Source organism: Jatrophihabitans sp. (assembly GCA_036399055.1).
Taxonomy (GTDB): Bacteria; Actinomycetota; Actinomycetes; order Mycobacteriales; family Jatrophihabitantaceae; genus Jatrophihabitans_A.
This window is the reverse complement of the sequence record DASWNX010000044.1, coordinates 1-11,619: the sequence shown is the minus strand read 5'-3', so window position 1 is coordinate 11,619 and position 11,619 is coordinate 1. Positions and strand designations below refer to the sequence as shown.

The following is an 11,619-nucleotide window of genomic DNA, read 5'->3' as shown; positions in this document are numbered from 1 at the left end:
AGTCCAGCCAGCTTTGAGGAGCACACCCGGGTGACCGACGGACCCCTGATCGTCCAATCCGACAAGACGTTGCTGCTCGAGGTCGACCATCCGATGGCCGGAGAGGCCCGCGCGGCCATCGCGCCGTTCGCCGAGCTGGAGCGCTCTCCCGAGCACGTGCACACCTACCGGCTGACGCCGCTGGGGCTGTGGAACGCGCGCGCCGCCGGCCACGACGCCGAGCAGGTCGTCGACGCCCTGGTCCGCTTCTCCCGCTACACGGTGCCGCACGCGCTGCTGGTCGACGTCGCCGACACCATGGACCGCTACGGCCGGCTGCAGCTGGCCAAGCACCCGGTGCACGGCCTGGTGCTGATCAGCCTGGACCGCGCGGTGCTGGAGGAGGTGCTGCGGCAGAAGAAGATCGCCCCGATGCTGGGCGAGCGGATCGACTCCGACACCGTGCTGGTGCACCCGTCCGAGCGTGGCCGGCTCAAGCAGGCGCTGCTCAAGGTCGGCTGGCCGGCCGAGGACCTGGCCGGTTACGTCGACGGCGAGGCGCACCCGATCGAGCTGGACAACGCCGACTGGACGCTGCGGCCCTACCAGCAGCAGGCGGTGGACTCCTTCTGGGCCGGCGGCTCGGGCGTGGTGGTGCTGCCCTGCGGCGCCGGCAAGACCCTGGTCGGCGCGGCGGCGATGGCCCAGGCCAAGGCGACCACCCTGATCCTGGTCACCAACACCGTCTCCGGACGGCAGTGGAAGAGGGAGTTGCTGGCCCGCACCTCGTTGACCGAGGAGGAGATCGGCGAGTACTCCGGCGAGAAGAAGGAGATCCGGCCGGTCACCATCGCCACGTACCAGATCATGACGACCCGGCGTAAGGGCGAGTACCGGCACCTAGAGCTGTTCGACTCCCGGGACTGGGGGCTGGTGGTCTATGACGAGGTGCACCTGCTGCCGGCGCCGATCTTCCGCCTGACCGCGGACCTGCAGTCGCGCCGGCGGCTGGGGCTGACCGCGACGCTGGTGCGCGAGGACGGCCGGGAGGGCGACGTGTTCTCCCTGATCGGGCCCAAGCGCTACGACGCGCCCTGGAAGGACATCGAGAACCAGGGCTGGATCGCCCCGGCGGACTGCTCCGAGGTCCGGGTGACCCTGACCGACGCCGAGCGGATGGCCTACGCCACCGCCGAGCCCGAGGACAAGTACAAGCTGGCGGCCACCGCGCGCACCAAGCTGCCGGTGATCAAGGCGATCGTCGACCAGCACCCGAACGACCAGGTGCTGGTGATCGGCGCCTACCTCGACCAGTTGGAGGAGATCTCCGAGCATCTGGGCGACATCCCGATCATCCAGGGCTCGACTCCCAACCGGGAGCGCGAGCGGCTCTATGACTCCTTCCGCTCGGGCGAGACCCGGGTGCTGGTGGTCAGCAAGGTGGCCAACTTCTCGATCGACCTGCCCGAGGCGGCGGTGGCGGTCCAGATCTCGGGCACCTTCGGCTCGCGCCAGGAGGAGGCCCAGCGGCTGGGACGGGTGCTGCGGCCCAAGCACGACGGCAGGCAGGCGCACTTCTACACCGTCGTCAGCCGCGACAGCCTGGACGCCGACTACGCCGCGCACCGGCAGCGGTTCCTGGCCGAGCAGGGCTACGCCTACACCATCATCGACGCCGACGACTTGGTGTGACCTGCATCACACAATATCGCGACCTATCGGTCAAGTAACTCAAGTGACGTTATTGCACGTTCGAATTTGCCAAATGGCGCTCCGCTGAGCCAGACAGGCCACTCCAGCCGTACATCTGGCAGATGTGAGGCAAGAGCCGCCGGTCGAATATGTAGCGCATTCAGGCCTCTTCGTATACCGTCAGAAACACCAAAGACCCCAACGACTAGTGATCGTTGAGGTCGGAGGTCCGTCCATCGGGACGGCGTTGATAGATCTACCGTCTTGGAAGACGAGAGAAAACTATCAGGTTACTGGGCCTGCCGCAAGCCGGCAGCCAGAAGCAGACGCCGCCCCTCACTTCTCACCGTGGAGGGGAGGCAAGGGCATGAGCAACGCCTACGTGTACGCGCTCATCTTGATCACGATGGTCATCTGCAGCGGCAGATCCATCCACATCGAGCTAGCCCTGGGTCAGAGGCCGTAGGGCAGCCCCCGCGGCTCGGGCCATTGCCAGCTGGCTCGGGCCGCAGGGGGCTCACCCTCAGCATCGCGTCCCTCCTCTCGCCATGGTGGACCACCGGGAAAGGCTTAACGTGTCGAATGATGTCGAGGCCGAGGTGTCAAGCAGTGTAAAGAACCCCAAGGCCAAAGAATCGCTGTACAAATGTCCAAAGTGCGGAGCTTCCTGCGAGGTGATACGCACCAAGGGCGGGGCTACGGAGATTATCCGAGAGCGGCAGTGCAACAACGGCCATAAGTTTGGCACGAAAGAAGAAGCAACAGATTTCGATTACCTAGTTAGACGTCGGAATGGAGTTGAGGAGCCGTTTAACCGGAAGTTCGCGCTGGAGCACAGCATCATGCTTGCGGGTGCGGATGACTTGACTGAACGGGAGGCAGCAGCCGTGGCATACAACGTAATGCGCCGGCTTGATCTCGAGAAGCATGTCGCCGTGGATACTGAAGCTATCGGTAAAGCAGTCATCGATGAGCTCCGAACAACACACGGAATTGCTGCGCTTCGCTACGCGACAACGTTTCAAAGTAGCAGGAATGACTCACTGACTGCTGAGGAATTCCTGAAATGGGCCGAGGAAAAATTTCATATTCACCGCAGTCACCTTAGAGTTGAGGAACGCCCTCAGTGGGTAATTAAAAAGCCGAAGATTAACCGGAATCCTGGCTTCGGCGAAGACTTCACCCTTGCCAAGCTTTGGATAGGTTTCAGCACGGCGACCCGGCGGCTGAAGGTGGCCGTTCCTAACAGTCCCACCCTCACAAACGGGGAGTTAAGCGGCGCGCTCAGCGCATATGTGTTGTCTACCGTCAAAGGGCAGGCCATAGTCACTTCCAGCCAGTTGTCCTCTGCCGCTCTTCTCATCCTAAGGAGCGTCTGCCCACTCGGCTATCTACGCTTCGCCGCTAAGGCAAAAGGCCACAGGTCCGAGAATGCATTTCTTGACGAAGTGCGCAGCCTGATTGAGTACGAGTCACCGTTGATCGATCTGACACCCTTCCTCGCAACAGGCAAGGCGATAGCAGAAGAGGTTCATCCTGATGGGGTTTAAGCGCTCCTGGTTGGACACTTCCTTCGGGTTTGCCGGCCCGTATGGCACGCGTGTCGCCCACTTCAGCCTCGCCCCCACCGCGCGGATTGATAGGCAAGACTGGAGTAGCGCCGAGAAGGAGCGCTTTGCCCGTGAGCGAGAGTTGATAGGCGAAGGTCCGCATCTGAGCCGCTTGAGTGATGTTTCACAAGTGTTTTACTCGACTACGCCTGGATTGAGTAAACGTCTGACACATTCGGTGGAAGTCGCTCGAATCGCTGGGCTGCTATCGGCCGAACTGGGCTTGAACGTTGCCTTGGCAGAGAGTATCGCACTGTCTCATGACTGCGGGCACGCGCCCTTCGCTCATTTAGGAGAGCGGTTCTTGCAGGAGCGCAGGATTGGTGCTGGCCACGCCTCGTGGGGAGCCGATGCCCTAGACCATTGGATGGTCGACCTGTCTCCACAGCTTCTAGACGGAGTTAGAAACCATCCGTGGGATGCCAACGCACCGCAGACTGCGGAGGGTGAGGTCGTCAGTTGGGCAGACAGGATCGCATACCTGTTCGATGACTTGCACGACGCAGCCACAGCGGGTCTAATCCCAATAAATGCCTCGTCTGCCGAACAGTCTAACCAAACGAAAGGTCTACTTATAAATAGCATTGTACGGGCATCAGGTCGGACTGGAGTAATTTCAATCGAAAAAGACGCATGTTCGTTGCTTGGCACTCTACGGCAGTCCAACTGGGCCACAATTTATCAACACCCGGCAGTTCGAGCGCAAGGAGTAGACGCAATCCAAGTGCTCGCCGCAGTGGCAGCAAGTTTAAAACTCCGCAAGGACCCGCGAGGCCTACGGCACCTTATGACCATGTCAGACACTGAAGCGCTTTCCGCTGTCAACTTTTCACCTTGTAGGCTCGATATCACCGCTTTCCTATCAGCCGGAAAGACTGGAAAGATGTTCCAAAGACTGCCTGTACCGGCGGCGGTCTAGCGGTTTATAGCTAAGCAGGGTTACGCCTACACCATCATCGACGCCGACGACCTGGTGGGCCGCCGGCTGCCGGAGTTTCCCGTAGAGGATGACTGAGCGGCTGGCGCAGCCGGCTTCGGTGCGATCCGGCGAGGCCTTGCGTCCGGAGAAGATTGGGTCTGCTCTAGACGTCCGACTTGTCCTAGACTGTGACCTAGGTGAACACACGCTACCTGAGTGATCTTGTTGACTTATGTTAGATTCTTTTGATTCTAACTGAGCCCATGCGATCCAGCGCCATGCAACGTCGGCACCCCAGGACGGTAACGATGCTCGCTCGCCAACGGCAGGCCCGGATCCTCGACGAGGTCCGGCGGGCCGGCGGGGTGCGGGTCTCCGAGCTGACCGTCCTGCTCGGGGTGTCAGACATGACGGTCCGCCGTGACCTCGATCAGCTGTCGGCCGAGGGCGCCATCCAGAAGGTGCACGGCGGCGCGGTGCTCGGCAGTCACGTCACCGAGGAGCCAGGCTTGGAGGTCACGCCCACCTCCGCGCAGCCCGCCAAGCAGGCGATCGCCGCCCAGGCCGCCCGGATGATCACGCCCGGCGCCGCGGTCGCGCTGTCCGCCGGCGCCACCACCTCCTTGATGGGCCGGCACCTCGCCTCGATCCCGGGGCTGACGGTGGTGACCAACTCCACCGCGGTGGCCGACGCCGTGTGCTCCTCCGATGCCGACAAGCAGACCGTGATCCTCACCGGCGGCATCCGCACCCCGCGCGGGGCGCTGGTCGGGCCGGTGGCCGACGCCACCATCGGATCGCTGCACTTTGGCCAGCTATTCCTCGGCGTGCACGGCATGGACCCCGTCGCCGGCTACACCACCCCTGACCTGGCCGAGGCGGGGACCAACCGGGCGCTGATGGACCGCGCCCAGGTGGTGATCATGCTGGCCGACTCGTCCAAGTGGCAGACCGTCGGGCTGGCCGGCTTCGGCCCGCTGTCGGCCGCCGACATACTGATAACCGACGACGGACTGCCCGATGAGGCCCGTGCCGTGTTGCAGGGCGCCGTCGGCGAACTCGTCATCGTGCCCGCCCTCGCGGAAGGCTGCAGATCATGACCCACCGGCAGCAGCACAGCCTGGCCGACGGCCGGGACCTGTTCTACTACGACCTCGGGCCGGGGGCCGACCGGTCGGCGCCGGACACCCGCGAGCTGCCCGAGACCGCCACCTCCTCCCAGGTCCGCTGGGACCCGCTGTTCAGCGAGTGGGTCGTCATCGCCGGGCACCGGCAGTCGCGCACCTACAAGCCACCGGTGAGCCTGTGCCCGCTGTGCCCGAGCACAGAGGGCAAGGCCACCGAGATCCCGGCCGCCGACTACGACGTGGCGGTGTTCGAGAACCGGTTTCCCTCCCTTGCCCTCGAAGCCGCCGACGTCTTCGCCGCCGTCGAGGAGTTTCCGTTCCGGTCGGGCCCGGGCGCCGGCCGCTGCGAGGTGGTGTGCTTCACCAGCGACCACAACACCTCCTTCGCCCAGCTGAGCCAGCAGCACGCCCGGACGGTGATCGACGCGCTGGCCGACCGGACTGCCGAGCTCAGCCGGCTGCCCGAGGTGCGCTACGTCTTCTGCTTCGAGAACCGGGGCGAGGAGATCGGTGTGACGCTGTCGCACCCGCACGGCCAGATCTATGGCTACCCGTTCGTGCCGCCGCGGATGCTGCGCGCGGCCCAGACCGCCGCCAGCCACCAGCAGGAGCACGGCCAGTGCCTGCGCTGCGAGCTGCTACGGCGCGAGGTGGCCGCCGGTGAGCGCGTCATCAGCCGCAGCGAGCACTGGACGGCGCTGGTGCCGTTCGCGGCCCGCTGGCCCTACGAGGCCAGGCTGATCGCCAACCGTCATGTCGGGAGCCTGCCTGAGCTGACCGAGGACGAGCGGGACGACCTGGCCAGCAGCTACCTGGACCTGCTGCAGCGCTTCGATCGGCTGTTCGACACCCCGACGCCCTACATCGCAGGCTGGCACCAGGCGCCGGTCCGGCAGTTCGCCGACAGCTGGCATCTGGGCGCCGAGGTCTTCACCATCCGCCGGGCCGCGGGAAAGCTGAAGTACCTGGCCGGCTCAGAGTCCGGGGCCGCGGTGTGGATCAACGACATCACCCCCGAGAACGCGGCTGCGCGGCTGCGCGGCGACTGAGTCCCCCCTCTGCCGCCGGCGCCTTCGCAGCAGCCGCCTTCACGGCAGCCGGCTTGGTGGCTCCTGACTTGGTGGCGCCTGGCTTGGTGGCGCCCGGCTTGGTGGCTCCCGGCTTTGTCGCAGCCGGCGCCGCCTTCACGGGGTGGGCCTGTCCGGGCAGCGTCTCGGCTCCGAACCGAGCCAGGCTGACCGCCTCCTGCGCCGCCAGGCGCAGCTGGGCCAGCAGCTCGCCGTAGATCACCGTGCCGACGGCGACGGTGTGGGCCGCCTCGGCACGCGGGGCCTCGACCGGGATGTGATCCATCTCGACCTCGGCGACGGCCCTGGCCGCGTCGGCCCACGGCTTGAGGCTCTCGGCATCCACCGGCTCCCCCTCCCCCCGCAGCACGTCGAGCACCCGGGCCAGCGAGTCGACCAGCGGCGAGTCCTCGGTGAGCGTCCAGCCCAGGTCCGCCAGCAGCCGGCTGGCCAGCTCCACGCCCGCCTCGGTGGCCGAGGCCGAACCCTTCGAGCCGGCGACCGCCGTCTGGGTGACACCCAGCAGGTCCAGCAGCGGGAGCGCGTCGTCATCGACGGCAGCCAGCACCGTGCCGACCGTCGCGACGGGCAGATCGGCTATGTCACGCAACGCCCTGATCAGCCGGAGCCTTTCCAGGTGCGAGTCGCTGTACTCGGCCTGGGTCCGCGAGATCGGCGCCCCAGAGGGCAGCAGACCTTCGCGCAGGTAGAACTTGATCGTCGCGACCGGCAGGCCGCTCTGCTTGGCCAGCTCCGAAATCCGCACCGGGTCGCCCCTTAGAAAGATCGGATAGCCTCGCTATCCTGGCGTTGAACAGTGACACTATCGCTCAGTCCGCGCCGTCTTGTCCGCAACGCACGATCATCCCGCTCGGCGCCGCCGGACCGGGCCGGACCCCGGGGGCGCCTCAGCGGTTCTGGCGCACCCAGTCCTGGGCCACCCGCTGTTCGATGCGCAGCGCGGCTTCGATCACCTTCACGATCTCGGGCTCGATCTTGCGGCCCAGCAGCGGGATCGCGACCTTGACCTCACCGGTGACCAGTTCGGTCGAGCCGTCCGGCGTGGGTGAGAGCGTGATCGACCCACTCATGCTGGCAGGTTGGCCCTTGACCGTGACTGTGACCACCGCGGTCCGGACGCCGGTCGGCCCCGGGGGGCTCCACTGCTCGACCTGGCCGATCGCGATGCTCTCGCCGACGAACTTGCGCATGTAGTCGGGAACCTGCGGCGCCATCACCCGCTGCACCTGGACCCGGGCGCCGCCGTCGGACGCCGGCTCGATCAGCACGTCGTAGGACAGCGCGCCGGACTCACGGCAGGCCTGCTCCCGGACGCTCTGCTCGACCCGGCTCGCGAAGGCCTGCTCGACAGTGGCGGGCGCAGAGGTCTCCACACGCAATCTCATAGCCGCATCATCGCCGATGACGCGCCTCGACGCGTCCAGGGGGTCCGCTTGGGCACTGCTACCGTTGCCGGTGTGCGGCAGTATCTGGATCTCCTCGACACAGTCCTGCACAAGGGCGTGCGCAAGGACGACCGCACCGGCACCGGCACCCTGAGCGTGTTCGGCCATCAGCTGCGCTTCGACCTCGCTGACGGCTTCCCTGCGGTGACGACCAAGAAGCTGCACATGAAATCGGTGGTCGGAGAGCTGATCTGGTTCCTGCGAGGCTCCACCAACGTGCGGTGGCTGCAGCAGCACGGCATCAGCATCTGGGACGAGTGGGCCGGCCCCGACGGCGAGTTGGGGCCCGTCTACGGGCACCAGTGGCGGTCCTGGCCGGCGCCGGACGGCCGTCAGATCGACCAGATCGCCAACGTGGTGCACTCGATCCGCACCAACCCCGACTCCCGGCGGCACATCGTCAGCGCCTGGAACGTCGCCGAGGTCGATCAGATGGCGTTGCCGCCGTGCCACACGATGTTCCAGTTCTACGTCGCCGAGGGCCGGCTGTCCTGCCAGCTCTACCAGCGCTCGGCCGACGTCTTTCTCGGCGTGCCGTTCAACATCGCCTCTTACGCGCTGCTGACCCACTTCGTCGCCCAGGTGACCGATCTTCAGCCTGGCGAGTTCGTGCACACCTTCGGCGACGCCCATCTCTACCTCAACCACGTCGAGCAGGCCGAACTGCAGTTGAGCCGCGAGCCCCGGCAGTTGCCCACCCTGCGGCTCAACCCGGCACGCCGTCAGCTGAGCGAGTTCGAGATAGCCGACGTGCAGCTGGACGGCTATGACCCCCACCCGGCGATCAAAGCGCCGATCGCGGTCTAGGAAATGCGCGCCCAGCATGCGGGCGATGCCGACGTCGTCGTCGTAGGCGCCGGGCTGGCAGGGCTCTCAGCCGCCCACGAGCTGACCCGGGCGGGCTGGCGGGTGCTGCTGCTGGAGGCGGCCGAGCGGCCCGGCGGCCGGATTGTCACCGACCTGGTGGACGGCTTCCGGCTCGACCGAGGCTTCCAGCTGATGAACCCCGCCTACCCGCGGCTGCTCCGGCTGGCCCGCGATGGCGTGCTTGACCTCGACCAGCTCTCCTTGGAGCGCTTCGAGGCCGGTGTCCGGGTGGCGATGAGCGGCCGGCACTCGGTGCTGGCCGACCCCCGGCGTCAACCTCGTCACCTGATCAGCACGGTGAGCGGCCCGGGCTCACCGGCGGAGAAGGCACGGTTTGTCGCCTGGGCGCTGACCTGCGCCCTGCGCCGGCCGTCCCGGCTGCTCACCGGGCCGGACGAGCCCTACGGCGCCGTCCTGGACCGGCTCAAGATCACCGGCGCAGTCCGGACAGCGGTGCTCGAACCGTTCCTGGCCGGGGTGCTGGGCGAGGACGAGCAGCAGAGCTCGGCGCGCTTTGTCTCCATGCTCATCCGCACGTTCGTCCGGGGGACGCCTGCGGTGCCGGCCTGGGGGATGCAGGGGTTGCCTGACCAGCTGGCCCGGTCGCTGCCGGCCGGCACGTTGCGCTTCGGTGTCCAGGTGACCGGCGTCGACGGCGGCCGGGTCTGGACCGAGGACGGCGCCGTCACCGCACGGGCGGTGCTGGTCGCGGCGAGCCCCTCCTGCGCGGCCGCTCTCACCGGTCTGGCTCGCCCGCCGATGCAGAGCTTGAGCACGTTCTGGTTCGCGGCCCCGCAGGCGCCGTACACCCGGCCGCTGCTGCACGTGGACGGCCTGCGCCGCGGTCCCGTGGTCAACGCGGCGGTGCTGTCGGCCGCGGCCCCCGCGTACTCGCCGGACGGCCGGGCGCTGATCGGGGCGAGCATGGTCGGGTTGCCGGGCGCGTCGACCGAGCGGGACGTCCGGCGCCAGTTGGGCCTGATGTATGACACCTGCGCCCGAGAGTGGGAACTGCTCCGGGTGGACGCGATCGCCGAGGCGCTGCCCTCGATGCGCCCGCCCTTGAACGTGCGGCAGCCGGTGCGGCTGTCCGACACCCTGTTCGTGGCCGGCGATCACCGCGACACGGCGTCCCAGCAGGGCGCACTGGCCTCCGGCGCCCGAGCCGCGGCCGCCATCGGCAGGCAGCTCACCGCCCAGTGAACCGCGCAGCTCTCATGTGATGCGCTTGGCCACTGTGGACGCTGCCCTCGGCGTCAAGGGACGGACCGCCCTCGGCGTCAAGGGACGGACCGCCCCTCGGCGTCAAGCGTCATGCTCTGCGGTGGTCATCACCACCGCAGAGCATGACGCACTGGAGAGCATGACGCGCAGGGAGCATGACGCGCAGGGAGCATGACGCGCACGCCGACCGCAGGGCCAGCCGACCCGCGGAGGGCCCGCCGACCCGCGGAGGGCCCGCCGACCCGCAGAGCCAGCCGAGCAAGCGCTGAGGCCGGGCATAGAACTGGGCGGGCCCGGGTCCGAGGACCCGAACCCGCCCAGCGGTGTTCGTAGAGCAGTGCCCGTACAGGTGAGCAGGACTTAGAAGTCCATGCCGCCCATGTCCGGAGCGCCACCGCCAGCGGCGGCGCCGGCCTTCTCGGGCTTGTCAGCCACGACCGCCTCAGTGGTGAGGAACAGCGCGGCGATCGAGGCGGCGTTCTGCAGGGCAGAGCGAACCACCTTGGCGGGGTCCGGCACGCCGGCAGCCAGCATGTCGCCGTACTCGCCGGTCGCGGCGTTCAGGCCGTGGCCCTGGGGCAGGCCCGCGACCTTCTCAGCCACGACGCCGCCTTCGAGGCCGGCGTTGATCGCGATCTGCTTCAACGGAGCAGACAGCGCGACCCGGACGATGTTGGCGCCAGTGGCCTCGTCGCCGGTGAGCTCGAGCTTCTCGAACGCGGTGACGCTGGCCTGCATCAGGGCGACGCCGCCACCGGCGACGATGCCCTCTTCGACGGCCGCCTTCGCGTTGCGCACGGCGTCCTCGATGCGGTGCTTGCGCTCCTTGAGCTCGACCTCGGTCGCGGCTCCGACCTTGATGACCGCGACGCCGCCGGCCAGCTTGGCCAGCCGCTCCTGCAGCTTCTCGCGGTCGTAGTCGGAGTCCGAGTGCTCGATCTCGGCGCGGATCTGGTTGACGCGGCCCTGGATCTGGTCGGCGTCACCGGCGCCCTCGACGATGGTGGTCTCGTCCTTGGAGATGACCACCTTGCGAGCCCGGCCCAGCAGCTCCAGGCCGGCGGTCTCGAGCTTGAGGCCGACGGTCTCGGAGATGACCTGGCCACCGGTCAGGATCGCGATGTCCTGCAGCATCGCCTTGCGGCGGTCACCGAAGCCCGGAGCCTTGACGGCGACGGACTTGAAGGTGCCCCGGATCTTGTTGACCACGAGGGTGGAAAGCGCCTCGCCGTCGACGTCCTCGGAGATGATCGCCAGCGGCTTGCCGGACTGCATGACCTTCTCCAGCAGCGGCAGCAGGTCCTTGACGTTGGAGATCTTGGACTCGACGATCAGGATGTACGGGTCATCGAGCTGAGCTTCCATGCGCTCGGTGTCGGTGACGAAGTAGGCGCTGATGTAGCCCTTGTCGAAGCGCATGCCCTCGGTGAGCTCAAGCTCGAGACCGAAGGTGTTGCTCTCCTCGACGGTGATGACGCCTTCCTTGCCGACCTTGTCCATGGCCTCGGCGATGAGCTCGCCGACCGTGGTGTCAGCGGCCGAGATCGAGGCGGTGGCAGCGATCTGCTCCTTGGTCTCGACCGGCTTGGCGACGCTGAGCAGGTGCTCGGTGACCGCGATGACCGCAGCCTCGATGCCCCGCTTGAGGCTCATCGGGTTGGCGCCGGC

The 11,619-nt window shown here is 67.0% G+C and carries 9 protein-coding genes; 6 read left to right on the top strand and 3 right to left on the bottom strand.

Annotated elements, in window-relative coordinates:
* Nucleotides 1-30: 30 nt before the first annotated feature.
* The 4 genes from VGB75_19645 to galT all read left to right on the top strand — a co-directional run bounded on the left by VGB75_19645 (nucleotide 31) and on the right by galT (nucleotide 6,376).
* Nucleotides 31-1,671, top strand: coding sequence for a DNA repair helicase XPB (locus VGB75_19645; GenBank protein ID HEY0169263.1), 1,641 nt, complete (start codon nucleotides 31-33; stop codon nucleotides 1,669-1,671).
* 548 nt (nucleotides 1,672-2,219) lie between these two features.
* Nucleotides 2,220-3,221: an ATP cone domain-containing protein gene (locus VGB75_19640; protein HEY0169262.1), complete on the top strand. Its 1,002-nt coding sequence runs from the start codon at nucleotides 2,220-2,222 to the stop codon at nucleotides 3,219-3,221.
* A 1,287-nt stretch (nucleotides 3,222-4,508) separates the two neighbouring features.
* A complete protein-coding gene (locus tag VGB75_19635; protein HEY0169261.1) occupies nucleotides 4,509-5,300 on the top strand; it encodes a DeoR/GlpR family DNA-binding transcription regulator in 792 nt (263 codons plus the stop codon).
* Nucleotides 5,297-6,376, top strand: a complete 1,080-nt coding sequence (galT, locus tag VGB75_19630; GenBank protein HEY0169260.1) for a galactose-1-phosphate uridylyltransferase — start codon at nucleotides 5,297-5,299, stop codon at nucleotides 6,374-6,376. The genes VGB75_19635 and galT overlap by 4 nt, the downstream gene beginning before the upstream one ends.
* Here galT and VGB75_19625 read toward each other — a convergent pair.
* Both VGB75_19625 and VGB75_19620 read right to left on the bottom strand, forming a co-directional pair.
* On the bottom strand, nucleotides 6,336-7,160 hold the full coding sequence (locus VGB75_19625; GenBank protein ID HEY0169259.1) for a MerR family transcriptional regulator: 825 nt from the start codon (nucleotides 7,158-7,160) through the stop codon (nucleotides 6,336-6,338). The genes galT and VGB75_19625 overlap by 41 nt on opposite strands.
* 142 nt (nucleotides 7,161-7,302) lie before the next feature.
* Nucleotides 7,303-7,800: a DUF2505 domain-containing protein gene (locus VGB75_19620; protein HEY0169258.1), complete on the bottom strand. Its 498-nt coding sequence runs from the start codon at nucleotides 7,798-7,800 to the stop codon at nucleotides 7,303-7,305.
* A 72-nt stretch (nucleotides 7,801-7,872) separates the two neighbouring features.
* Between VGB75_19620 and VGB75_19615 the strand changes: the two genes are divergently transcribed.
* Both VGB75_19615 and VGB75_19610 read left to right on the top strand, forming a co-directional pair.
* Nucleotides 7,873-8,667, top strand: a complete 795-nt coding sequence (locus VGB75_19615) for a thymidylate synthase (GenBank protein HEY0169257.1) — start codon at nucleotides 7,873-7,875, stop codon at nucleotides 8,665-8,667.
* 3 nt (nucleotides 8,668-8,670) lie between these two features.
* Nucleotides 8,671-9,930 (top strand): NAD(P)/FAD-dependent oxidoreductase, encoded by a 1,260-nt coding sequence (locus VGB75_19610; protein ID HEY0169256.1) that lies wholly within the window; start codon nucleotides 8,671-8,673, stop codon nucleotides 9,928-9,930.
* A 381-nt stretch (nucleotides 9,931-10,311) separates the two neighbouring features.
* Here the strand turns inward: VGB75_19610 and groL are convergent.
* Nucleotides 10,312-11,619: chaperonin GroEL (gene groL / locus VGB75_19605; protein ID HEY0169255.1), on the bottom strand; the 1,308-nt coding region annotated here is incomplete at its 5' end.

Coding starts and splice junctions, on each gene's coding strand:
- VGB75_19640 (HEY0169262.1), top strand. CDS start 2,220: ATGGTGGACCACCGGGAAAGGCTTAACGTGTCGAATGATGTCGAGGCC.
- VGB75_19635 (HEY0169261.1), top strand. CDS start 4,509: ATGCTCGCTCGCCAACGGCAGGCCCGGATCCTCGACGAGGTCCGGCGG.
- galT (HEY0169260.1), top strand. CDS start 5,297: ATGACCCACCGGCAGCAGCACAGCCTGGCCGACGGCCGGGACCTGTTC.
- VGB75_19620 (HEY0169258.1), bottom strand. CDS start 7,800: ATGAGATTGCGTGTGGAGACCTCTGCGCCCGCCACTGTCGAGCAGGCC.
- VGB75_19610 (HEY0169256.1), top strand. CDS start 8,671: ATGCGCGCCCAGCATGCGGGCGATGCCGACGTCGTCGTCGTAGGCGCC.